Here is a 22,805-nt window from a genome sequence, read left to right on the forward strand (position 1 = left end):
TATCCTGGCGGCATGGATGCGAGGGATCTGCGGGTATCCGATGCGGAACGCGAGCACGTCGGGCAGCTGCTCCAGCGCGCGGTCGGGCAGGGGATGCTCTCGCTCGGTGAGTTCACCGAACGCATGGACACCACGCTCGCCGCGAAGACGCGGGGCGAGCTGAACGCGGTGCTCGTCGACCTGCCGGGGATACAGCTGGTGGGGGAGCACGCGCCGCAGGCCGTGCCGTACCCCCAGCCCGCGCCGTACGGGCAGCCGCACCCCCAGCCCCAGCCGCATTTCGCCACGGCCGAGCCGTACCGGGGAACGGTCGGACATCCGGGCAGCGTTGTGCGCGGACGGATGTCGACGGTGAAGCGTCAGGGACCGTGGCAGGTGTCGCCGACGCTGCACGTGGACAGCATGATGTCCGACGTCACCCTGGACTTCACCGAGGCGATCATGACGAGCCAGGTCGTGGAGATCGTCGTGTCGGACTACTTCGGCTCCATCTCGATCGTCGTCCCGCCGGAGGCCACCGTTGACCTCAACGCCGTCGAGACGGTGGCGGGCAGCGCCACCAACAAGGTCCGCACCGGGCCTCCGATCGGTCCGCTGCACGTCGTGGTGCGGGGGAAGGTGCGGTTCGGCTCGCTGACCGCCAAGCACCCCTTCGGCACCAGCTGGAAGCGGATGCTGGGCTGACCCCCGAGGGGCCCGCGTGGATCTCGCGAAAACCCCCATCCCGATTGGGTAGGACTACTCATGTCATCGGCGGCCCGCGCGCCGATCGTTGACGCATGGTCAATCCCGCAAGCCCCCAGATCGATCCGCAGCTGGTCGCGCGGTTGTCCGGCGAGTTCGACGCGCTCGGGCTGCACATGCGCGGTGTCGCCGCGGATCTGACGCGGCTCAGGTCGCAGCTCGAGATCCCGTCGCCCCTGTCGGCGCCGCAGGCGCCCGCGCAGCCGCAGGCCTACCTTCCGCAGCCGCAGGCCTACCTTCCGCAGCCGCAGGTCCATCAGCCGATGGCGCCGACTCCGCCAGCGTCGCAGGTCATCCCGGCGGTCCCCCCGCAACCTGCCCCGTGGCCGCCCGTTCGCGCGCAGGCTCCCCGGCGGGAGCCCCGCGAGCCGTGGTGGCAGCGCGACGGCATGGTCAGCCGGGTGCTCGCCGTCGCGGGCGCGGCGGTGACCCTGATCGGAGTGCTGATGCTGCTGGTGCTGGCCGCGCAGGCTGGATTCTTCGGCCCGGTGGCCCGGGTGACCGCAGGGGCCGTGTTCTCCGTCGCCCTTGTCGGGGCGGGCATTCGCGTGTACGGCCGCCCGGGGGGACGGATCGGTGGCCTCGCCCTTGCCGGCACCGGCGTCGCGGGCGGCTACCTGGACGTGGTCGCCGCGACGTCGTACTACGGCTGGCTGCCGCCCGTTGTCGGCCTCGCCGTCGCCTTCGGGATCGCCGCGGGTGGAATGACGCTGGCGACGCGCTGGCAGTCGCAACCGCTGGCCGCGCTCTCCGTGGTCGCGGTGGCGGTGCTGGCTCCGGCCTTGGCGGACGGCCTCACCGTCACCCTGCTCGCCTTCCTTGTCCTGCTCCAGGTTGCCGCGTTCCCGCCCCAGCTCGGCAGGGACTGGCCGTATCTGCATGCGGCACGGACGATTCCGGCCGTGCTGGGAATGCTGATCGCGCTCGCTGACGCCACATGGAACGGGGTTTCGCCGTGGTCCGGCGCGGATCGTCCTGTCGCGGTCGCGCTGCTGGCGTTGGCGGTCGTGGTCGCCGTTGTCGGTGTCGGATCGGCGGTGGTGCTGGTGCGGCGCAACACCGCCGACGTCACCGCGACGGTGATGCTCGTGCTGGCGACGCTGCCGCTGCTGTTCTCGGGTGGCGTCGCGGGCCGCTGGACCGAGGTGGCGCTGCAGTGCGGGCTCGCGGCCGGGTTGCTCGCCGTGCCGGTGGTTGTGCGCCCGCTGCCCGGCCACACCCGGGTCACGACGGCGGCGGTCGCGTCGCTGGCGGTGCTGCAGGCGGTCTCCGGGGCCAGCCCGCGGGACGCGCTCCCGGTGGTGCTGCTCGCGATCGCGCTCGGACTGGTCGCGGTCGCCGGTCAGGCCCGCTCCCGGATCGCCTACGGCGCCGGGGTCGGCTTCGGGTCGATCGGCGCGCTGCTGTTCCTCGACGCCGCCCCTCCGGAGGCGCTGGCGAACCAGGCCGACGCGGTGGGTTCGCTCGCCGTCATCGCGTCAGGGGCGATGGTGGCCGTTCTGATGGTTCTCGTTGTCGGGCAGGCGCATTCGGTGGGCCTGCTCGATGGCCGGCGGGCCGATGCGGCCTGGATCGCGGCGGGGATCGGCGCCCTCTACGCGGGTACCGCGGCGGTCGTCGCCGCCGGTGTAGCGGCGCTGGGTGCGGACAGGGGATTCATCGCCGGACACTGCGCGGCCACGCTTGGCGCGATGGTGCTCGCGACGGTGTCGCTGAGGTGGGGGCTGGCGCATCCGGACCGGGCGCATCTCGCGCTGGAGCGGGTCTGACCCTGACCTTCGCGGCCCTGGCCAAGCTCTTCCTGTTCGACCTGGCGACGCTGGACGGGATGTTCCGCGTGCTGGCCTTCATCGGGGTCGGGCTGTTGCTGCTGGCGGCGGGAACCCGGTACGCCAGGGCCTTCGCCGAGGGCGCACAGCGCGGCCGGGTGGAGGCCTAGCCACCCGGGCCTGTGGCTGCTCGCCCTCGCCTCAGTCCTCCTGGTGGCGGGCGAGCAGCTCGCTGACGCTCACCGTCGGCGAGCCTGCCGAGTGCCGGTGCCTGCCCTGATCCTCTGCCGGGCCCGCGGATTCGCTCGAGCCGTTGGTCTGCGGGGGAGCTGCCTGCGGAGGAGCTGCCTGCGGCGGCCGCGGGACCTTCAGCTCCGCCAACCAGCTCTCGATCGGACGGGAGTCCCGCTCTGCCTGGGCCGGGTTGGGTGCGGCGCCCGTGGAGGGTCGCGGGGCGGGCGCCCGACGCGGGGCCCGCTGCGGATCGACGGCGGGCGGGTGCGCCCGGGGGATCGGTACCGTCATCGGTTCCGACACCGGCTCCGCGGTCTCGGCGACCGCGGTGGCGACGGCGGTGGCGGCCGCGGTGCGCGCGGGCAGCACCTGCTCGACCGCGGCCCTGGTGAGCGGGACGGGATTCGAGGGCCGCGGCTCGACCGGGACCGGCATCGGGGGCGTCACGATCACCGGGACGTCGGACGGCATCCGCTCGTCCTCGAGGATCGGCTCGCCCAGGCCCAGCTTCTCCTGGATGCGCTTCATCCAGGCCGGTGCCCACCAGCAGTCGTCGCCGAGCAGCTTCATGGTCGCGGGCACCAGGAACATGCGGATCAGGGTGGCGTCGATGACGAGCGCGGCGATCATGCCGTAGGCGATGTACTTCATCATCACCAGTTCGGAGAACGCGAACGCGCCGGTGACGACGATGAGGATCAGCGCGGCCGCGGAGATGATCCGGCCTGTATGCGCGGTGCCGACCCGGACCGCCTCGGTGGTGCTCGCGCCCTGCGCGCGGGCCTCGACCATGCGGGAGAGCAGGAACACCTCGTAGTCGGTGGACAGGCCGTAGATGATCGCCATGATCAGCACCAGGACCGGCGACATGATCGGTCCCGGCGTGAAGTTGAGCATCCCGGCGCCGTTGCCGTCGATGAAGATCCAGGTCAGGATGCCGAGGGTGGCGCCGAGGCCGAGCGCGGTCATCAGCACGGCCTTGATCGGCAGCACCAGCGACCCGAAGGCCAGGAACATCAGCAGGGTGGTCAGCAGCACCACCATGGCGACCATCAGCGGGAGGTTGTCGAGCAGCGCGGCGATCGAGTCCTGCTCGATCGCGGGGGTGCCGCCGACCAGCATGGTCACCCCGTCCGGGATGTCCATGGCCCGGAGGTAGTCGATGGTGGCCTCGGAGTCGTTGCGGTCGACCAGGCCGGCCTTGAAGACCGTCACCCCGTCCTTGGTCGGGTTGTTCACGGAGAACTTCTCGACCAGGCCGGGGGCCTCGTTGGCCTGCTTGACGATCTGGGTGATCTGCGCGCCCTGGGCGCCGTCCATCACCAGCTTGACCGGCTCGGACCGGTTGTTCGGGAACAGCTCGTTGAACTGGCCCTGCGCGACGCGGGTCGGGTTGTCCGGGGGCAGGTAGGTCTCGTTGATGCCGCCGAACTTGATGTTGGAGATCGGGATGGTGAGCAGCAGCAGGCCGATGACGATGGGGATGGTCACCTTGAGCGGGTGCTTCATCACCCACTGGGTCAGCCGGCCCCAGATGCTGTTCTCGATCTCGTCGGTGGTCTTGGTCTTGCGCATGAACTTCAGTCCGAGCGCGTCCACCCGGCGGCCGAGAATGCCGAGGATGGCGGGCAAGACCGTGACCGAGATCAGCGCGGCCAGGATGACGGCCGCGATGGCGCCGTAGGCGACCGACTTGAGGAATCCCTGCGGGAAGATCAGCAGGCCGCCGAGGCTGGCGACGATCATCGTCGCGGAGAAGATCACGGTGCGGCCCGCGGTCATCACGGTCCGGCGCACGGCGTCGCCGGTGCTGTAGCCCTCGGCGATCTCCTCGCGGAAGCGGCTGACCATGAACAGGCCGTAGTCGATGGCCAGGCCCAGGCCGATCAGGGAGACCACCGGCAGCACGAACCCGTTGACCTCGGTGAACTGGGTGATCAGCTTGACGACGCCGTTGGCGGCGATGATGGTCAGCCCGCCGACGATCAGCGGCAGCGCCGCGGCGACGATGCCGCCGAAGATGAAGAACAGCAGGACGGCGACCGCCGGGATGGCGAGGATCTCCATCCGGTGCACGTCGTTGGCCATGGTGTCGTTGAGCGTGCCGGTGACGGGCTGCAGTCCGGTGAGCTGGACGTCGACGCCGTCGATGTAGAACTGGTCGCGGACCTTCTTGAAGTTCGCGGCGACCTCGGTGTCGTTGTCGCCCTTGATCGCGACGCTGGCGAACGCGTGCTCCTTGGTCTTGTCGGCCATCGCCCCGAGCTTGGTCGACCAGTAGCTGGCGTTGACCTTGAGGATCTCGTCCGGGTTGTCGGCCGCCAGGTCTTCGAGGCTCTTGGTGATCTTGGCCCCGAACGCCGGGTCGTCGACCGTCTTGCCCTCGGGAGCCGTGTAGACCGGGATCACGTCGGCGAGGGTGTCGCGACCGAAGGTGCCGTCGGCCAGCTTGGCCGCCGCAACCGATTCGGAGCCGGGGTCGTCCCAGCCGCTCTGGCTGAGGTGGTTCTCGATGCCCAGGCCGTAGGCCCCGAGGGCGAGCATCAGCCCGACCATCGCTCCGATCACGGCGAATCGGAGGCGGTAGACCAGTCGACCCCAGGTGGCGAACACTATTGCACTCCTTGACGCCCGATGAGCAGGGCCGACAGCGGTCTGAACGGCTGCAACCAGGCACCCTCGTCGGGCAGGGACTCAAGGCTCACCCGCGGCAGCGGCTCGCGGAACACCCCGGGGATGTCCTCGAGGTCGACGAACTCGAGGGTCTCCGAGGCGACCGCCCAGCTCGCGTGCTCGCGGAAGCCAAGAACCTGTACCGGAACGCCGGTTGCAGCGATGTCCTCCAACGGTTCGCGAAAAGCCTGACCGTCGGCGGAGGCGACCATGATCCCGGCCAGCCCGCCGTCCCGAGCGCGAAGGGCGATGTGGTCGAGCATGTCGGCGTCGACATCGCTGTCCTCATCGATCTTCGGCTTGGCGAACACCGCGAAACCCACATTACGCAAGGCCTCGACCCACGGGCGGACAACGTCGGCGCTGCCCGAGGCGATGTTCGTGAACACCGTCGCCTCCGGCTCGAGGCGCACGCCGCTGGTGCCGGACAGCTCGGCGGTCCTGCCGAGGAGCCAGCGTCCGAGGGCGTCGAATCGTGGCCGGTAGGCGGCGGTGGGTCGGCCACCGAGGATCGCGCCGAGGCCCATGTCCAGGTTCGGCGCGTCCCACACCAGCAGCACCCGCTTCTGGTGTCGCACCTCACGGGGCTCGTCCGTGAGTGAGCTTGCCCCCACGGCGTCGGTCGGTGTCGTGTCCGGTAACCGCTCGCTCACGCTCATGCTCGAACCTTTCCCCAGATCAGCTCTGTGATGGGTCGGCCCACCTGCTGCGCCTTGTTCTCGAATTTGGTGACCGGACGTTCATGGGTCATCGGCGAATCGGCCGGACCCTGTGCGAGATCATCCCAGTCGAGCGGCGTCAGCAGCGGCTCGGCATTGCCTGCCTCGGCGATCCACTCCGCGTACTCGGCGTGATCGGTGGCGACGTGCAGCACGCCGCCCGGGATCAGCCGCTCCGCGATCAGCTTGAACGTCGGCCCCTGCAGCAGCCTGCGCTTGTGGTGGCGGGCCTTGGGCCAGGGGTCGGGGAAGAACACTCGGACGCCGGTGAGCGACTCCGGTCCCAGCATGTTCTCGAGCACGTCGACGGCGTCGCCCCGCAGCACTCGGATGTTGGGGATCGAGTCCCGCTCGATCGCCTGCAGCAGCTGGGCGAGGCCCGGCCGGTACACCTCGATCGCGATCAGGTTCGCGTGCGGCTCCGCCTTGGCCATCGCGGCGGTCGCGGTGCCGGTGCCGCTGCCGATCTCCACGATGGTCGGGGCCTCGCGGCCGAACCACCCTGCGATGTCCAGCGGGGCGTCGGAGACATCGGCGCCGATCGTGGGCCAGAGCCGGTCCCAGGTCTGCTGCTGAGGGTCGGTCAGGGCGCCGCGGCGGGAGCGGAAACTGGTCACCCGGGGGTACAGGCGGGAACCCTGTTCGGTGGCCCCTGCCACCCGGGATTTCGCGTCATTCACCCGACCATTGTCACGCATGACGGAGGGTTGTGGCAGGTGGGTCTGAAGTGAAAGTTGAGACTTTCTCAGACGAGCACCACCTTGCCGGTGGTCAGGCGTCCCTCGAGCCGGGCGTGCGCCACCGCCGCCTGCGCCAACGGGAAGGTCTCGACCTGCGGTTTCAGCTGCCCGGCGGCAGCCGCGGCGAGCGCCTCGCCCGCCCAGCGCCTCAGGTTCTCCGGCGTGAACCCGCCCGCCGGGCCGAGGGTCATCCTGGTGGTGATGTCGCGTTCGGCGAGTTCGGCATCGGTGAACGCGGCGGGCGCGCCGGAGGAGAAGCCGAAGAACAGGGCGCGACCGCCGCGACCGAGCAGCTCCACCGAGCCCCTGGCGATGTCACCGCCCACCCCGTCGAGGAGCACCGTCGCGCCCGCCCCGCCGAGGTGCGCGCGCACCTTCGCCTGCCAGTCCGGCTGCCGGTAGTCGACCGCGAGTTCGGCGCCGAGGGCAGCCGCCAATGCGGTCTTCTCGGGCCCGCCCGCCAGGCCGATCACCCGGGCTCCCACCCGGCGCGCCGACTGCACGAGGAACGTGCCGAGCCCGCCTGCCGCCGCCGTGACGAGTACCACGTCCCCCGCGGTGAGCCGCGCTGCCTCCAGGACCCCGAACGCCGTCCGGCCGGTGCCTGCCATCGCGATCGCCTCGGGCGCGCCGAGCGCGGGATCGACGGGCAGCAGGCCGGTGGCAGGTGCCACCGCGAATCGGGCGTAGCCGCCGTTGGGGTTCCCGAGCGACACGGCGACCCGGGCGCCCAGCCAGGCCTCGTCCACGTCCTCGCCGAGCCTGTCGACGGTGCCTGCCACCTCGCGGCCCGGGATGTACGGCACCTCCGGGAGGCCGCCGGGGCCGAACGGCCGGCCTGATCGGACCGAGGTGTCGACCAGGTGGACGCCGCTGGCCGCCACCGCGATCCGCACCTGCCCCTGGCCGGGCTCGGGGTCGGGGACCAGCTCGAGACGCAGGTTCTCCGCGGGCCCGAACTCGCGCAGTACGACGGCTTCCATTGGCTCCCTTTCGTTGTCGCCGGTTCCGGCGTGCTCTCGTCGACCCTGCAACCTTGAGTGCGGTTGAGGTCAAGGGCGGCATTCCAGGGGGCTTCCGCTGCGCCGGCCCGCACGGGCTGCGATCATTCGGTGCGCGCCGGGGGGCGCGTTCTTTTCTCTGGGGGGAGTGACGCGGGTGGCGTCGATGGAATTCGGTGTGACGGTCGACGGCCTACGACGATCGGCGACGGAGGCGGATCCGGTGGCCGGGGCCCTGGTGAGCCGGGCCGTGGGGAGGTACCGCGCTCCGGTGCGGGTACAGCTGACGGGGCGCGCGGGCGTCGGCAGGTCCGCGGTCATCGGGGCGCTCGGTCCGGTCTCGGGGGCCGAGATCGTCGAGACCCCCGCCTGGGACGTGCCGGGCGCCGAGGATCCGGAACTGACCGCAGAGTTGATCGTGCTCGTGGTGTGCGACCCGCCGCGCCGCGCCGATGTGGCCGCGGCGGGCGTCGCGGGGGATCGCGCGCTGGCCGTCCTGAACAAGGCGGACACTCTCGCCGACTCCGCCGTCGCCGCCGAACGCGCCGCGGCGGTGCTGGGTGTGCCCTGCCTGCCTGTTGATGGCCGCTCGCGGTTCGGCGTGGCCGATCTGCGGATCGCGGTGGCCGAGCGGGTCGAGGCCTGCCGGGCCGCAAGGGCGGCGGGGTTGTCGAGGGAGCTGCGGGCGCTGACCGGGACCGCGAGCGTCCGCGACGCGGTGGAGGAATTCCTGGCGGGAGACGAGGCGCTGACCGTCGCGGTCGAGGCGATCCCTCCGCGAGAGCGGGAATCGCCGCCGGACGATCCCGCTGTCGCGCTGCGTCGGGCCAGGGCGTGGCGGGGACGGATGAACGGGGGCTTCGACGCGCGTAGCACTCGGGCGGCCCTGACGCTGCATCGGTCGGCGGTTCGGCAGTGGGCGCGTGGGGAGGTCCGGTGAACGACACGGTGCCGCCCGAGTTGGCCGCGGTCCTGCGTCGGTGGAATCCGGCCGCGCTTGCCGGTCTGGAACGGCCGCCGTCGCCCGAGCCGGATCCGGGCGGCGCGGTGACGGTGGTGGTCCTCGGCGCGCCAGGCAGTGGCCGCGGCGACCTGATCGCCGCGCTGGCGGCGGACACGGCGGGGAGCCGTGAACTCCGGTTCACCGAGGCGCCCGATCCCGCGGCGGGTGTGGCGCTGATGGTGCTCGACGCCGCGGCGCCGCTCGGGCGCGAGGACCTCGAGCTGTTGTCCGGCGGGGCCGAGTCCGCGCACACGGTGCTCTTCGCGCTCACCAAGATCGACGCGCACCACGGCTGGGCGGCGGTCGCGCGACGTAATGCCGAATTGCTCACCGAGCACCTGCCCCGGTTCGCGGGTGCCGTGATCCACCCTGTCGCCGCGCCGGAGGGCGCTGGCATCGAGGAACTGCGGGCGGCGCTGCTCGAGGCGACCACCGCCGTCCCCGAGCGGCGGGCACGGCTGCGCCTGCGGGCCGCTGGCGCGGCCGAACAGGCCAGGGGTCTGATCCGGGCCTCCGCCGAATCACTGCGGGCGACCGACGACACCACGACGTTGCGGGCCGAGCGGTCCACGCTGGTGGCGGACCGGGACGGATGGCGCGGCGAGCGGGCCGCGGTCCTGCGCAGGCTCACAGCCCTGGCCCGGGTGGACCTGGTGCACGAGGTGAGCGATCAGGTGCGGGCGGAGTCCGTCGCCGCGAGGGCCGCCATCGACCGCGCCGACCGCGCCGCGCTGGCGGCGTACCCGCAGCAGCTGCGGGACGAGGTCGCGGCACTCACCGCGAGGGTGGACGCGGCGGCGGACGCCCGCCTGGCCGACCTCAGCACGCAGGTGCTCGGCGCGGCGCTGCCCGACGAGAACCGGACGCCGACGGTCCCGTCGACGGAGCCGCCCGCGCCGCGGCACCGCGGGCTCGAGGACCGGGTGATGATCGTGTTCGGGGCGTCAGCCGGGCTGGGTCTCGGCCGGATGGTGATGGCGCCGCTCTCGACCCTGCCCGCGCTCGACCTGGCCAGCATCCCGGTGACCCTGCTGCTCGGCGGCGGCGCCGCCTGGTGGCTGGCCAGGGCCCGCGGACACCTCGCCGATCGCGCGCACCTCCGTCAGTGGGCCGTGGAGACGCTGGCGACGGTGCGGTCGGCACTGGAACAGCGAGTGCTCGGCCGGCTGGTCGACACCGAAGCCCGGTGTGCCGAGGCGGTGCTGGCGAGGCATCGAGAGCGGACGCGCGAGTCCGAGGACCGGCTGGCCGCGCTCGATCGGGAACTTCGCGAGCGTGCGGGCAGCCGGGCGGGAAAGCTGGCCGCCTGCGACCGTGATCTCGCCGTGCTCGAGGCCTACGCGAGCGGTCACCGTTCGGTAACGGTGGAACCGGCCGCGCCGGTGCTGCGTCCAACCACGTAGCGACCAGTCCAGCCAACGGAAGGAGTCGTGGTGACGATGCACGACGACATGCTGCTGCTCGGCACGCTCGGCACCGCCCAGCACCCGATGGGCCCCGACGCCGGTGAGGTGGAGCTGCACGCCCCCACCGCGGACCTCGACGGCGACGGGCTCCTCGACACCAGGACCTACGCCACCGGTGGAACCCTGTACGTGGCCTCTGACCTGGACGAAGACGGCTTCGCCGATCACATCACCGCCGTCGAGGGCGAGGGTGGTTTCGAGTCCTGGCAGGCCCATCGCGGGGCCGACGGCGAGGTTCGCTGGGCCAGGACCGACCGCGGCAGCCTGTAGCGCACCGGGTTCGGGAGGGGCACGGATTCGCGGCCGGGGTGGAGCGGATCACGAGGGGTCGGGGCCGTGCCGTGGGCGATTTTTCGCAATCGCCTGTGGGGTTGGACACTTGTCCGTATAAAGGTCACGGTGCGATGACTCGCCACCCCTGAAAAATCCGGCGCCCCTTGGCCGCGACAGTCTCGACACTTACGCGGTTTGCGCTGTAACTGATCGAATGGAGCTCTCCACATGTCTCACACCCCGATGGGCCGCGTTGCGGCTGTGGCCGCGTCCGCTGCCCTCGTTGCCACCGGCCTGACCGTCGGCCTCGGTGCCGGCACCGCCAGCGCCGCCGAGTGCTCGCAGACGAGCCACGCCACCAAGCAGGACATCTCCACCATTGGCGTCACCCACACCTACGACAAGACGGTCTCGGCGGCCACTGCCTCCGGCGGCACGGAGATCACCTACAAGACGGTCGTCGGCACCACCGGTATCGGCAACCCGTACCTCAACACCATCACCGACTACCCGCCGGCCGGCTTCTCCGCGCCGGTCAAGGCGACGGTCACTGTCTTCCAGCTCGGTATCCCCACGGGTCAGCACACCTTCGACGTCACCCCGGTCCCGAACGGTGCCGGCTACAAGGTGACCAGCCCCGGCTGGTTCATCAACTCGGGTAACCCGGTCACCCTGGAGATGACCTACAAGGTCCCGAACAACGTCCCGGTCGGCGGCGCGGTCACCAGCGGCGGCATCGCGACCGCCGGCACCGTCGGCATCGGCACGGAGCTGCCCAACCTGACCGCGTGCTTCACCGGTCGTATGGCGAACCCGGGCGAGGCCGTCACCGGCAGCCTGGACATCGGCGGCCTCGGCTCCGCTGAGGGCCAGCTCAGCTCCACCGGCTCGGTCAGCGACGTTCTCGGCGACACGATCAGCAACGTGCTCAAGAACGGCAGCTAGTCCTTTCTGAACAGATAGACCACGAACACCTCCGGAGATGACGGGAGGGGACCGTCGGGGGCCCCTCCGAGGACGAGCAAGAGGTCCTCAGTCCCCTCCGGGGGTGTTCGTCTGTCTCCGGCCGTCTCAGGCCCGCGCGCGACATTGTCCACGGCTCCTACGCCCTGCGCACCCCGCCGACGAGAACGCACACGCGTTGCGCGCCGAGAAGGGGTGCGAGGCCGTCACGCGGTGTGCGCTGCCGACCTGGGGTGCGGCCGAGAACGCCCCGCAAGAGATCACTGAATCGGTCTTGTGACTCATCGGACAAGACCCGATTCCCTACGAGGGGACACTCGGCGTTAACCTCGTACCAGGACACCCGGCGCCCGTGTCCTCCGTTTGCCGTTTGCGTTCGCACGCATGCGTCGACGGAGCAGCGGGATGCGCCCCGCCGAGAGGGGAAAACCGACTACATCGTCGAATGCATTCGTGCAGCTGACGGTGGTTGGACGGTTCCGGCACACCCAGGAGAGTTTGATGACCTCAGCGACCATTCCCGGTCTGAACGGAACTGACGGCACCGCACCCACCTCGCACAGCGAGCTGCTCGCCTGGGTGCAAGAGGTTGCCGAGCTCACCCAGCCCGACCGCGTCGTGTTCGCCGACGGCTCCGACGAGGAGTGGGAGCGGCTCACCGACAAGCTGGTCGAGGCGGGCACCTTCACGCGGCTGAACGCCGAGAAGAAGCCGAACTCGTTCCTCGGCAACTCGGATCCCTCCGATGTGGCCCGCGTCGAGTCGCGGACCTACATCTGCTCCCGCGAGGAGATCGACGCAGGCCCCACCAACAACTGGATGGACCCGGTCGAGATGCGGTCGCTGATGACCGACCTCTACCGCGGCAGCATGCGTGGACGCACCATGTACGTGGTGCCGTTCTGCATGGGCCCGCTCGGCGCCGAGGACCCGAAGCTGGGCGTGGAGATCACCGACTCCGAGTACGTCGTCGTCTCGATGCGCATCATGACCCGGATGGGCCAGGCCGCGCTCGACAAGCTGGGCTCCGACAAGCCGTTCGTGAAGGCGCTGCACTCCGTCGGCGCGCCGCTCGCCGACGGCCAGGCCGACGTGCCGTGGCCCTGCAACGACACCAAGTACATCACCCACTTCCCCGAGGACCGCGAGATCTGGAGCTACGGCTCCGGCTACGGCGGCAACGCGCTGCTCGGAAAGAAGTGCTACTCGCTGCGCATCGCGTCGGCCATGGCCCACGACGAGGGCTGGCTGGCCGAGCACATGCTGATCCTCAAGCTGATCTCGCCCGAGGACAAGGCGTACTACGTCGCGGCGGCCTTCCCGTCCGCGTGCGGCAAGACCAACCTCGCGATGATCCAGCCGACCATCCCCGGTTGGCGCGCCGAGACCCTCGGCGACGACATCGCGTGGATGCGCTTCGGTGAGGACGGCCGTCTGTACGCCGTCAACCCGGAGTTCGGCTTCTTCGGCGTCGCGCCGGGCACCAACTACGGCTCGAACCCCAACGCGATGAAGACGCTCGAGGCCGGCAACTCGCTGTACACGAACGTGGGGCTGACCGACGACGGCGACGTCTGGTGGGAGGGCCTCGAGGGCGAACCGCAGCACCTGATCGACTGGAAGGGCAACGACTGGACCCCCGAGTCCGGCGAGAAGGCCGCCCACCCGAACTCGCGCTACTGCACCCCGATGTCGCAGTGCCCGATCCTGGCCCCCGAGTGGGACGACCCGCAGGGCGTGCCGATCTCGGCGATCCTGTTCGGCGGTCGCCGCAAGACCACCGTCCCGCTGGTCAGCGAGTCCTTCGACTGGCAGCACGGCACCTTCCTCGGCGCGACGCTCTCGTCCGAGCAGACCGCCGCGGCCGAGGGTGCGGTCGGCACCGTCCGCCGCGACCCGATGGCGATGATCCCGTTCATCGGCTACAACGCCGGTGACTACCTGAACCACTGGATCACCCTCGGCAAGAACGCCGACTCGGAGAAGCTGCCGAAGATCTTCTACGTCAACTGGTTCCGTCGCGGCGACGACGGCCGGTTCCTGTGGCCCGGGTTCGGCGAGAACTCCCGCGTGCTCAAGTGGATCATCGACCGCATCGAGCACAAGGCGGGCGCGCAGGCGACCCCGATCGGCTACGTGCCGACCGCGGCCGACCTCGAGCTGACCGGGCTCGACGTGGAGGCCGCCGATGTCGACGAGGCGCTGGCTGTGAACGTCGACGAGTGGCAGCAGGAGATCCCGCTCATCGAGGAGTGGTTCGAGTTCCTCGGCGAGAAGGTGCCCTCCGGCATCCGCGACGAGTTCGAGGCGCTCAAGCAGCGTCTGGGCTAGTCCGACCGCTTCAGGTTTCCCCGATGCCACATCGGTTCACCTCGTGTGAACCGGTGTGGCATCGGGTCGTTCATGGGGTGGTGCGGCCCCGCGTCAGGCCGTCAGGCTGGGCTCGTCCTCGTTCGACAGCGTGAGCACGGCCTTGACGATGTGCCGGTGCGCCTCGAGCTGTGCCTCCAGGTCGCGCAGGATGGCGGCCACCGTGTGTTCGGCCAGATCGCCCACCAGGTCGACGCCCGCGACCAGGTACACCTGTCGGGGGCCCAGGTACTCCATCCGCAGGAACGTCACCCGGCTCACCTGGGGCAGCGACAACAGGGTCTCCAGACCCGCGCCGCGCAGCTGCGGCGACGCCTCCTCGCCGACCAGGAACCGCCGGTTGCGGTCGATGAGGATCAGCGCGATCACCCCGAGCAGCACGCCGACCGCGATGGAGCCGATGGCGTCCGGGATCGGGGACCCGGTCAGCTGGTGCGCCAGTACGCCCGCGAACGCGATCACCAGACCGATCAGCGCCGCGGCGTCCTCCGCGAACACCGCGCGGACCGTCGGGTCGGAGGTCTTGAGCGCGTGCTCGAGCAGATCCCGGTCGGCGTCGGACGCCTCCGTTCGCAGCTGCCGGTACGCCTGCCGGAAGGAGATCGCCTCCAGGACGAACGAGATCCCGAGGACCGCGTAGGCGACCCCGAAGTCGCTGGCCGGTTCCGGATTGAACAGTTCCTGGACGCCGTGGGTGATCGAGACGCCCGCGCCGAGGGCGAACAGGCCGAGTGCCGCGAACATCGACCAGATGTAGGCCTCGCGTCCGAACCCGAGTGGATGCGCCGTGTCGGCCGGGTGCCGGGACCGCCTGTTGGCGATCAGCAGTAGTACCTCGTTCCCGGTGTCCGCCCAGGAATGGGTCGCCTCGGCGACCATGGAGGCGGACCCCGTCAGCGCGGCGGCGACCGACTTCGCCACCGCGATAGCAAGATTCGCGCCGAACGCGAGGAGCACGGTGAGCGTGCTCTCGTCGCCGGCATTCGGGTTCTGCGCCGGATTGGAGTCTGGCTGTCTCTCGGACTGGCTCACTCCCGAACAATAGGCGTCGCGCCCGAGCTGTGTGAATTGTCCAACCGTTCAGCGGATCGTCCACGCGAGACCCCCGGACGCCTTACCCTTTCGGTTTGTCAGTGTTCATGTGGACATACGTTCAGTTGAGAGGGTCGAATATGCAGGCAGCAACCCGGGGTGGTCTCAAGCGTCTCGCCGGCGGTGCAGCGATCGCCGTCGCCACCGTCGCCACCGTCACGATGACCATGCCGGCCACGGCGTCCGCGGCGACGGTTCTGCCGCCCGAGGTCAACGCCTCGTCGTCGGGCAACAGCATCACCATGTCCATCAAGAACCCGAACCCGTTGTGGACTCTGACCGGATGCCAGGCCTTCGTGGTCAACGCGAAGGACGTGCCCGCGGTGGTCGAGAACCCGACCAAGCTCCTCGACCCGGGCGTGGTCGTGTACCCGAACGTGTCGAACCCGCTGACGCTGTTCGGCGCGCTGCCCGGCCAGACCGTCACCAGCACCACCCAGGACATCCCCACCGGGCTGTACGGCGTCGTCGGCGGCTGCGTGGCCCTCCTCGACCTCATGCACCCCGTCATCGACGAGCCTCAGGTCATGCAGGTGGGCCTCCTGCCCGGCGGCAGCTCCGACGGCAGCTCGGCCCTCTCCTTCGGCAGCTAGCCGACAACAGGCGAACGGCCCCGCGAACCGAGTGGTTCGCGGGGCCGTTCTGCGTTCTGTCGTCGATCAGGCGCCGTAGCCGGGGGGCATCAGCACCGACTTGAGCTCGCAGTACTCGTCGAGGCCCTCGGGCCCGTTCTCGCGGCCGATGCCGGAGTTCTTGTAGCCGCCGAACGGCGAACCCGGATCGAAGGCGTACCAGTTGATCCCGAAGGTGCCGGTGCGGATCTGCTTGGCGACCTCGAGGCCCTTGTCGATGTCGGTGGTGTACACCGAGCCGGCGAGGCCGTAGTCGGAGTCGTTGGCGATCTTGATGGCCTCCTCGACGCTGTCGTAGGGGATCACCGACAGGACCGGTCCGAAGATCTCCTCGCGCGCGATCGTCATGGAGTTGTCGACGTCCGCGAAGATGGTCGGCTCGACGAAGTAGCCCTGCTCGAGGCCGGCAGGCACGCCGCCACCGAGGATGAGACGGGCGCCCTCCTCCTTGCCCTTCTCGATGTAGCCGAGCACCTTGTCACGCTGCTTCTCGGTGATGATCGGGCCCAGCTGGGCGGCCGGGTCGTCGGGCATGCCCATCGGCATGAACCCGGCGAACTGCACCATGGACTCCAGGATCTCGTCGTAGCGCGACCGCGGGGCCAGGATGCGGGTCTGGCCGACGCACGCCTGGCCGGAGTTCATCAGGCCCGACATGACCAGCATCGGCATGGTCGCCGGGACGTCCATGTCCTCGAGCAGGATCGCGGCGGACTTGCCGCCGAGCTCGAGCGAACAGCGCTTGAGGTTCTGCGCGGCGATCGCGCCGATCTTGCGGCCGACGGCGCTGCTGCCGGTGAAGGTGATCTTGTCGACGTCGGGGTGCGAGACCAGGTACTCGCCCGTCTCCGCGCCGCCGGGGACGATGGAGAGCACGCCCTCGGGCAGGCCGGCCTCGGTGAAGATCTCCGCGACCAGGTTGGCGTTCATCGGGGTCTCCGGCGCGGGCTTGACCACGATGGTGCTACCGGACATGATGGCCGGCGCCAGCTTGTTGACCAGCAGGAACAGCGGGACGTTCCAGGCAATGACGGCGGCGACGACGCCGACCGGCTCACGCATGACCTTGCAGAGGCCGAACGGTCCGGTGCGCTCCTCCTCCCAGGAGAACGTCTCGGCCAGCGCCGCATAGCTGTTCAGCACGGCCAGCGTGGGGGTCTTCTGCATGAGTTCGACGCTCGCGCGCGGCGCGCCCATCTCGGACGTGATCAGCGTGCACAGCTCGTCGGAGCGCTCCTCGATCAGCTTCGCCGCCTTGACGAGGATCTCGGCGCGCTGTGCCGGGGTGGTCTGCGGCCAGGGGCCGGTCTCGAGCGCCGTGCGGGCGGCGGCGATCGCGGCGTCGATGTCGGCGGGGCCGGCGACCGGGACGCTGCCTGCGCGCTCCACGGTCGCGGGCGAGAACACCTCGAGGCGCTCGTCGGTGGCCGGCGCCACCCACTGTCCGCCGATGAAGAGCTTGTCGTAGTCAGTCATGAAATCTTCCTTGCTGGTGAACGGGTTTCGGGTATCGGTGTCGGTGTTCGCTGGCCTGGGAACGATTACGGCGGCGGACCCTCCTCGGTGCGCGGCGGCGTCACGGCAGCCGCGCCCAGTAGGTGCCGTCGAGCATGGACTCGAGAGTGCCGCGGTGCAGGATCATGTCGTCCGGGTCCTCCGGCTGCTGCGCCTGGCCGAAGGCGATCGCGCGGGACTGGATGCGGAACATGATGGTCGCGTGCCGCAGCGCCGCGTACAGGCTGTAGTAGTCGAAGTTCTGGCAGCGGTGCCCGGTGCGCTCCTCGTACTCCGCGATCATGTCGTCGCGGCGCATGAACGTTGGCAGTCCGGCCAGGCCGGCGACACCGGCGATGTCCTCGAAGAACCTGTGCAGGAAGTACATCCACGCCACGTCCATCTCGCGGGGGCCGAGCGCGGCCATCTCCCAGTCGAGCACCGCGACCGGCGTGAAGTCGCGGTACATGATGTTGCCGATCCGCGCGTCGCCCCAGCAGAGGACGGCGGGGGAGTCGTCGGCGGGCACGTTCGCCTCGAGCCAGTCGAGGCACTTCTCGATCAGCGGCGAGCGCGGTCCTGCGGCTGTCGCCCACTCGTAGTAGCCGCGCTGGCGGGCCAGGTGCGCCCGGAAGGACTCCTCGGCGCTCGGGCCCGCGTCGTGCAGGCGCAGGAAGCCGAAGTGCTGCTGCGGATCCTCGATCGCGTGTAGCCGGGCGAGCACCGCCACCGATTCGTCCTGCAGGGTCCGGCGCTGCTCGTCGGTGGCCTCCGAGACCCAGGACCCGAAGTTGTAGGGCATCACATCGGGCGGGACGATGCCGTCGATCCGTTGCATCACGAAGAACGGTGCACCCAGCGCGGCGGGGTCGGATTCGGACCAGTACGCCGTCGGGACGGGGACGTCGGAGAGCTCGCCCACCGTCTTCATCACGTCGAACTGGGTCCCCATCGCGTAGCTGGGGAAGACCGGCATCGACTCGGCGGTCGGCTCGACCCGGGCGACCAGCTCGTGTGTCAGCCGGGCGCCGGGCTCCGCGTCATCCGCGGACCCGGTCCAGGTCGCGTCGAACAGGATGGTCTCGCTGGAGATGCCGTTGGCGTCGGGCAGCCGGAGGTCCGAGACCAGCGGGTCCGCGCCGTCGTGCAGGCGGCTGGTCAGCCAGTGCTGCAGCGCGAGCCGAAGGTCGTCGGGGTCGCGCTTGGAGTCGCTTGGCCGGGCGACCTCGGCCGCGTTGTCTGGGGCTGTTCCTGTGGTGCTCACGTGCCCTCGATCCGTCGTTCCCTGGCGGGAAGTCGAAGTGTGGTGAGAAGCACATTAGAACACGTTACAGCCTCGTGGAGGGTAAACAAGTCCCAGTTTCGGTCGGGCCCGTAACGAAAATGGAAAACGCTAGCCGACCAGCGTCAATGCCCCCGCACCGATCAGCGTCGCCCGTCCGCCGAGCGCCGCGGGCACGATCCGCAGCCCGCGGGTGAAGGACAGCCCGGCGTGGCGTGCCGCGGCCTCGACCATGGGCTCCCACATCGGCGGGCCCGACTGCGCGAACCCGCCCCCGACCACCGCCAGATCCAGGTCGAGCAGGGCGGCCGCGGAGGCGATCGCCACCCCGACCGCGGTCCCGGACCTGCGCAGCGCGGCGAGCGCGATCGCGTCGCCCGCCTGCGCGGACTCCGAGAGCTCGAGCCCGGTCGAGCCCGCCCAGCCCCGCGTGTTCGCCCACCGCACCGACGACGGTCCGCTCGCCACCGCCTCCAGGCAGCCGATGCCGCCGCACGCGCAGGCGATGTCCTCGGCTCCAGGCACCACCACGTGCCCGATGTGCCCGGCGTTGCCGGTGCGGCCGCCGACGGGCCTGCCGCCGAGCAGGACCCCGCCGCCGACCCCGGTGGAGACGATCATGCCCAGCATGTTGCCGGTGCCGCGGCCCGCGCCGAAACGGTGTTCGCCGAGCGCGGTGCAGGTCCCGTCCATCGCCATCCGCACCGGCACGCCGGGGAAGAGCTCGCGCACCGCGTCGACGATCGGGAAGTCGCGCCAGTCGGGGATGTTCAGCGGGCTGACCGTGCCCGCCTCGATGTCGACCGGCCCCGCGGAGGCGATCCCGACCCCGGTGACCGTGTGCCCGTCGGCGACCGTGCGCAGCAGCGTCGCGGCGGCGTCCCACACCCCGGTGGCGGGGGTCGGGCTGCGCTTCTCGGCGAGCAGTTCACCGTCGGGGGAGATAAGTCCAGCCGCGAGCTTGGTGCCGCCGATGTCGAGGGCGAGTCCGGTCATGGCCCAGAAGCGTAGGCGGCTGCGCCGCCCGTGCGTGGTTGACGAGTCCAGACACTCGTCAAGCGCGCACGGGCGCGCAGCGCCTACTTCTTGCGCAGCACCACGACGAGGTTGCTCACCAGCAGCTCACGCAGGCCGGGGAGGCGGACCATCCACCAGGCCCAGCGCGGGTGGTACCGCGGGAACGCCGCGAGCAGCTCGCCGTCCGGAGTCGTGCGCGCCCAGCGCAATCCGTCGGCCGCCCCGACGTCGAAGAGGGACACCCCGAACCGGTTCTTGGGCTCGCGGCCGTTCTTGCGCGCGTAGCGGCGGGCCGCGTACTCGCCCCCGAACACGTGCCAGGGGCCCGTCTCGTGCCCGCCGAACGGCCCCCACCAGAGCGTGTACGAGAGCACCATCAGCCCGCCCGGCTTGGTGACCCGCAGCATCTCGTCGGCCATCGTCCACGGCTCCGGCACGTGCTCGGCGACGTTGGAGGAGAAGCAGATGTCGACGCTGTCGTCGCGGAACGGCAGTGCCATCCCGGATCCCCTGATCGCGCCGCCGACGGTCAGCCCGGCCGCGTGCATCTCGGTCGGGTCCGGTTCGACCGGGATGTATCGCGCTCCGGCCCGGTGGAAGGCCTCAGCGAAGTAGCCGGGGCCGCCGCCGACGTCGAGCACGGTGCGGCCGGTCAGGGCCTGCCCGGTCATCCCGGCGTACAGGTCCTCGATCAGCTCCAGCGAATCCCGTGCCAACGCGCCGTAGAAGAGGTCCGGGTCGTCCTGCTCGTGGCGGAAGTCGCTCAGCAGTCCGACGGACCGTCGGAGGGTGGCCCGGCGGGCGAAAATGCGGGTCACGGGAAGGGCGGTCACGGGTAGGAACCATAGCGGCCGCGCCGCGGCGCACGGATCGACGGATCACCGTAGCGGACACGATCGCGCTGCGCAGCGGTTATTGTGTCCTCTTGACCGCCACCGCGGCCGTAGCCATCCGAAACAGGAGTTGTGACCGTGCGCGAGGTTCTGCTGTTGTGCTGGCGTGACAGCGGGCACCCGCAGGGCGGCGGCAGCGAGCGGTACCTGGAGCAGGTCGGGGCCGGTCTGGCGGAACAGGGCATCAAGGTCACCCTGCGCACCGCCCGCTACCGGGGAGCGCCGCGCACCGACACCCTCGACGGCATCGCGATCAGTCGCGGCGGCGGACGGCTGACCGTCTACCCGCGGGCGCTGGCCGCCATCGCGCTCGGCCGCCTCGGCATCGGCCCGCTCAAGGGCGTGCGCCCGGACGCGGTGATCGACACCCAGAACGGCATTCCCTTCTTCGCGCGCGCGGTCGCGGGCGCCCCGGTCACGGTCCTCGTGCACCACTGCCACCGCGAGCAGTGGCCGGTGGCCGGACGGCTGATGGCGCGGGTCGGCTGGTGGGTGGAGTCCACCCTGTCGCCGCGGGTCCACCGTCGCAACCAGTACCTGACGGTGTCGCTGCCGTCCGCAGAGGAGCTCACCGCGCTCGGCGTCGGCCGGGAACGGATCGCGGTGGTGCGCAACGGCGCCGACTCGGTCCCGCCCGCCGTGCGGATCGGGTGCGACGACACCCGCACCGAACACCCCAGCGTGTGCGTGCTCTCGCGGCTGGTGCCGCACAAGCAGATCGAGGACGCCCTCTCCGCCGTCGCGACGCTGCGCCGCGGCACCCCCGACCTGCGCCTGGACGTGATCGGCGGCGGCTGGTGGGAGGAGAACCTCCGTGACCGCGCACTCGAGCTCGGCATCGCCGATGCGGTCACCTTCCACGGGCACGTCCCCGAGGAACGCAAGCACGAGTTGCTCTCCCGGGCCTGGGTGCACGTGATGCCCTCACGCAAGGAGGGCTGGGGTCTCGCGGTGATCGAGGCGGCCCTGCACGGCGTCCCCACCGTCGGCTACCGCAGCTCGCGGGGCCTGACCGATTCGATCATCGACGGGGTCACCGGGTCACTGGTCGGCGGCGACGAGGTCGCGGACGGTGACGTCGCGGACCTGACCGAGGCGGTGGCATCCCTCCTCGCGGACGCCGAGCAGCGTGCCGAGCTCGGCGAGAAGGCCCGCGCGCGGGCCGCGGAGTTCTCCTGGGCGCAGACCGCGTCCGGCGTGCGCACCGTGCTGTCTGCCTCGGCCGCCGGGCGGCCCGTGTCAGGCCTGATCGGCGCGGCCCCGGCCGCGGTTGCCGCGGGCCCGCTGGGCCAGAAGTCCCAGCGCGCTGCCGGTTAGCAGCGCCGCCCACAGCAGGTGGGCCGCGACGGCGGCCGCGCGGCGCGCGGGGTCGGCGGCGGTCACTTCGACGGACCCGGCCACCCGGTACAGCGACAACTCCTCGTCGGCGTGCGCCTCGTCGAGCTGATCGAGGGTCCGGCGCGACTGCCCAAGCGGGCCGGGCGTGCTGTGTTCGACCAGCACCCACCGCACCCCCAGCCGGGCCAGGCCGTCCGCGTCCCCGCCCGCGAGCAGCAGCCGTTCGACGTCGCGGGCCCTGCTGCCCTCGCCCTCGACGGTGCCGTGCGCGACGATCAGCTCGCCGGTCTGCAGCACGTCCTCGGGCAGCATCCGCGGCGCCGGGTCGAGCACAGGGGTGTCGCCGCTGTAGGGGAACAGCCGGAACATCCCGGAGGGCAGCACCGCGACGTCGCCGCCCTCGTCGGCGGCCGGCAGCTGCGAGGCGACGCGCTCCCATGACGCCGGATAGTGCACCGGCCGCAGCGCGCCGCCCACCCCCCAGGCCAGGTCGGGCAGCGAGACCAGCACCGCGACGATCCCGACGGCGGCGGCGACCGCCGAACGATTCCGCCCTGCGGTCGCCGGGCGGCCGTCGGAGTCGCGGCCACGGGGGTCATGGCCGAACACCCGACCCCCGATCCGGGCCAGTGCCCCCGCCCCGGCCGCCGCGGCCAGCGCGTAGAACGGCGCCGCCAGCGCCACCCACTTCTGGGCGTCGCGCAGCAGCCCGGCGCCGGGCACCCGGGTCGCCGCCCATTCGCCCGCGGTCAGGCCCCACCCGGTGGCGGCCAGCGCGGGCAGCAGGACCGCCGCGGCCGCGACCACGGCCAGCGCCGCGATCACCGGGTTGCCGCGGCGCCGCCAGAGCGCGGGCAGGCCGCAGGCGACCACCGCCAGCAGCACCGCCGTCCCGACCAGGGCGAAGATCCCCGTCCTGGTCGCCGGGACCGCGGTGGAGTTCCAGATCCCGCCGAGCCCGGCCAGGCTGCCGAGCGTCCCCAGCCCCGGCTCGGCGCGCGCGGCGAACGCCGCAACCCCCGCCGGGTCCGATCCCTGCGCCCCGGCGCCCGAGAGCGCCGTCGCGGTCAGCCACGGCGCCGACGCCGCCGCGGCCAGCGCC

Annotated in this window: 20 protein-coding genes; 10 read left to right on the plus strand and 10 right to left on the minus strand. The window is 71.1% G+C overall.

The window, feature by feature from the left end; all coding sequences use genetic code 11:
* The first annotated feature begins 12 nt into the window (after positions 1–12).
* From RM1_RS07685 to RM1_RS27155, 3 genes are all read left to right on the plus strand, one after another.
* Positions 13–684: a DUF1707 SHOCT-like domain-containing protein gene (locus RM1_RS07685; protein WP_072750730.1), complete on the plus strand. Its 672-nt coding sequence runs from the start codon at positions 13–15 to the stop codon at positions 682–684.
* Positions 685–779: 95 nt separating this feature from the next.
* Positions 780–2,513, plus strand: a complete 1,734-nt coding sequence (locus tag RM1_RS07690) for a DUF2339 domain-containing protein (RefSeq protein ID WP_343286934.1) — start codon at positions 780–782, stop codon at positions 2,511–2,513.
* A complete protein-coding gene (locus tag RM1_RS27155) occupies positions 2,462–2,683 on the plus strand; it encodes a DUF2339 domain-containing protein (RefSeq protein WP_343286935.1) in 222 nt (73 codons plus the stop codon). The genes RM1_RS07690 and RM1_RS27155 overlap by 52 nt, the downstream gene beginning before the upstream one ends.
* Before the next feature lie 31 nt (positions 2,684–2,714).
* Here RM1_RS27155 and RM1_RS07695 read toward each other — a convergent pair whose 3' ends face one another.
* From RM1_RS07695 to RM1_RS07710, 4 genes are read right to left on the minus strand one after another with little or no spacing between them, the layout of a single operon-like run.
* Positions 2,715–5,360 carry an MMPL family transporter gene (locus RM1_RS07695; protein ID WP_072750731.1) on the minus strand — a complete coding sequence of 882 codons (2,646 nt, stop codon included), beginning with the start codon at positions 5,358–5,360 and terminating at the stop codon, positions 2,715–2,717.
* A complete protein-coding gene (locus RM1_RS07700) occupies positions 5,360–6,079 on the minus strand; it encodes an NYN domain-containing protein (RefSeq protein ID WP_072750732.1) in 720 nt (239 codons plus the stop codon). Before RM1_RS07700 ends, RM1_RS07695 begins: the two co-directional genes overlap by 1 nt.
* Entirely contained in the window at positions 6,076–6,837 is a 762-nt protein-coding gene (gene trmB / locus RM1_RS07705) for a tRNA (guanosine(46)-N7)-methyltransferase TrmB (protein ID WP_072750733.1), read from the minus strand. The genes RM1_RS07700 and trmB overlap by 4 nt, the downstream gene beginning before the upstream one ends.
* A gap of 47 nt (positions 6,838–6,884) precedes the next feature.
* Positions 6,885–7,862, minus strand: a complete 978-nt coding sequence (locus RM1_RS07710) for a zinc-binding dehydrogenase (protein WP_072750734.1) — start codon at positions 7,860–7,862, stop codon at positions 6,885–6,887.
* Between the two features lie 175 nt (positions 7,863–8,037).
* On the opposite strand from RM1_RS07710, the gene RM1_RS07715 reads away from it, so the two are divergent.
* The 5 genes from RM1_RS07715 (at position 8,038) to RM1_RS07735 (ending at position 13,916) form a co-directional block, all read left to right on the plus strand.
* Complete coding sequence (locus tag RM1_RS07715) at positions 8,038–8,820, plus strand: hypothetical protein (RefSeq protein WP_143069448.1); 783 nt, start codon at positions 8,038–8,040, stop codon at positions 8,818–8,820.
* Positions 8,817–10,286, plus strand: coding sequence for a GTPase Era family protein (locus RM1_RS26745; RefSeq protein ID WP_072750761.1), 1,470 nt, complete (start codon positions 8,817–8,819; stop codon positions 10,284–10,286). Before RM1_RS07715 ends, RM1_RS26745 begins: the two co-directional genes overlap by 4 nt.
* Before the next feature lie 36 nt (positions 10,287–10,322).
* The gene (locus tag RM1_RS07725) at positions 10,323–10,619 is read left to right on the plus strand and encodes a DUF6802 family protein (protein ID WP_072750762.1); all 297 of its coding nucleotides are present in this window, start codon (positions 10,323–10,325) and stop codon (positions 10,617–10,619) included.
* 231 nt (positions 10,620–10,850) lie between these two features.
* Positions 10,851–11,567, plus strand: coding sequence for a hypothetical protein (locus tag RM1_RS07730; RefSeq protein ID WP_072750736.1), 717 nt, complete (start codon positions 10,851–10,853; stop codon positions 11,565–11,567).
* 519 nt (positions 11,568–12,086) lie between these two features.
* Complete coding sequence (locus RM1_RS07735) at positions 12,087–13,916, plus strand: phosphoenolpyruvate carboxykinase (GTP) (protein ID WP_072750763.1); 1,830 nt, start codon at positions 12,087–12,089, stop codon at positions 13,914–13,916.
* 93 nt (positions 13,917–14,009) lie between these two features.
* Here the strand turns inward: RM1_RS07735 and RM1_RS07740 are convergent, their stop codons facing one another.
* The gene (locus RM1_RS07740; RefSeq protein ID WP_072750737.1) at positions 14,010–14,987 is read right to left on the minus strand and encodes a cation diffusion facilitator family transporter; all 978 of its coding nucleotides are present in this window, start codon (positions 14,985–14,987) and stop codon (positions 14,010–14,012) included.
* A 140-nt stretch (positions 14,988–15,127) separates the two neighbouring features.
* Between RM1_RS07740 and RM1_RS07745 the strand changes: the two genes are divergently transcribed.
* A complete protein-coding gene (locus RM1_RS07745) occupies positions 15,128–15,640 on the plus strand; it encodes a hypothetical protein (protein WP_072750738.1) in 513 nt (170 codons plus the stop codon).
* A gap of 66 nt (positions 15,641–15,706) precedes the next feature.
* Here the strand turns inward: RM1_RS07745 and RM1_RS07750 are convergent, their stop codons facing one another.
* From RM1_RS07750 to RM1_RS07765, 4 genes are all read right to left on the minus strand, one after another.
* A complete protein-coding gene (locus RM1_RS07750; RefSeq protein WP_072750739.1) occupies positions 15,707–17,155 on the minus strand; it encodes an aldehyde dehydrogenase in 1,449 nt (482 codons plus the stop codon).
* Between the two features lie 100 nt (positions 17,156–17,255).
* Entirely contained in the window at positions 17,256–18,437 is a 1,182-nt protein-coding gene (locus RM1_RS07755) for a phosphotransferase family protein (protein WP_072750740.1), read from the minus strand.
* 129 nt (positions 18,438–18,566) lie between these two features.
* Positions 18,567–19,451, minus strand: coding sequence for an ROK family protein (locus tag RM1_RS07760; RefSeq protein WP_072750741.1), 885 nt, complete (start codon positions 19,449–19,451; stop codon positions 18,567–18,569).
* Between the two features lie 83 nt (positions 19,452–19,534).
* Positions 19,535–20,290 carry a class I SAM-dependent methyltransferase gene (locus RM1_RS07765; RefSeq protein ID WP_037177705.1) on the minus strand — a complete coding sequence of 252 codons (756 nt, stop codon included), beginning with the start codon at positions 20,288–20,290 and terminating at the stop codon, positions 19,535–19,537.
* Positions 20,291–20,443: 153 nt separating this feature from the next.
* On the opposite strand from RM1_RS07765, the gene RM1_RS07770 reads away from it, so the two are divergent.
* Positions 20,444–21,682: a glycosyltransferase family 4 protein gene (locus RM1_RS07770; protein ID WP_072750764.1), complete on the plus strand. Its 1,239-nt coding sequence runs from the start codon at positions 20,444–20,446 to the stop codon at positions 21,680–21,682.
* Here the strand turns inward: RM1_RS07770 and RM1_RS07775 are convergent.
* Positions 21,605–22,805 (minus strand): MmpA family trehalose lipid delivery protein (locus RM1_RS07775; RefSeq protein ID WP_501193743.1); only part of this gene is annotated, 1,201 nt, incomplete at its 5' end. The genes RM1_RS07770 and RM1_RS07775 overlap by 78 nt on opposite strands.

It is taken from the genome of Rhodococcus maanshanensis NBRC 100610 (assembly GCF_001894865.1).
Lineage (GTDB): Bacteria > Actinomycetota > Actinomycetes > Mycobacteriales > Mycobacteriaceae > Rhodococcus_G > Rhodococcus_G maanshanensis.

What these genes read in the sequence shown, in the direction of transcription:
- RM1_RS07685 (WP_072750730.1), top strand. Translation starts at nt 13, where the DNA reads ATGGATGCGAGGGATCTGCGGGTATCCGATGCGGAACGCGAGCACGTC.
- RM1_RS07690 (WP_343286934.1), top strand. Translation starts at nt 780, where the DNA reads ATGGTCAATCCCGCAAGCCCCCAGATCGATCCGCAGCTGGTCGCGCGG.
- RM1_RS07700 (WP_072750732.1), bottom strand. Translation starts at nt 6,079, where the DNA reads ATGAGCGTGAGCGAGCGGTTACCGGACACGACACCGACCGACGCCGTG.
- trmB (WP_072750733.1), bottom strand. Translation starts at nt 6,837, where the DNA reads ATGCGTGACAATGGTCGGGTGAATGACGCGAAATCCCGGGTGGCAGGG.
- RM1_RS07710 (WP_072750734.1), bottom strand. Translation starts at nt 7,862, where the DNA reads ATGGAAGCCGTCGTACTGCGCGAGTTCGGGCCCGCGGAGAACCTGCGT.
- RM1_RS07725 (WP_072750762.1), top strand. Translation starts at nt 10,323, where the DNA reads ATGCACGACGACATGCTGCTGCTCGGCACGCTCGGCACCGCCCAGCAC.
- RM1_RS07730 (WP_072750736.1), top strand. Translation starts at nt 10,851, where the DNA reads ATGTCTCACACCCCGATGGGCCGCGTTGCGGCTGTGGCCGCGTCCGCT.
- RM1_RS07735 (WP_072750763.1), top strand. Translation starts at nt 12,087, where the DNA reads ATGACCTCAGCGACCATTCCCGGTCTGAACGGAACTGACGGCACCGCA.
- RM1_RS07745 (WP_072750738.1), top strand. Translation starts at nt 15,128, where the DNA reads ATGCAGGCAGCAACCCGGGGTGGTCTCAAGCGTCTCGCCGGCGGTGCA.
- RM1_RS07750 (WP_072750739.1), bottom strand. Translation starts at nt 17,155, where the DNA reads ATGACTGACTACGACAAGCTCTTCATCGGCGGACAGTGGGTGGCGCCG.
- RM1_RS07760 (WP_072750741.1), bottom strand. Translation starts at nt 19,451, where the DNA reads ATGACCGGACTCGCCCTCGACATCGGCGGCACCAAGCTCGCGGCTGGA.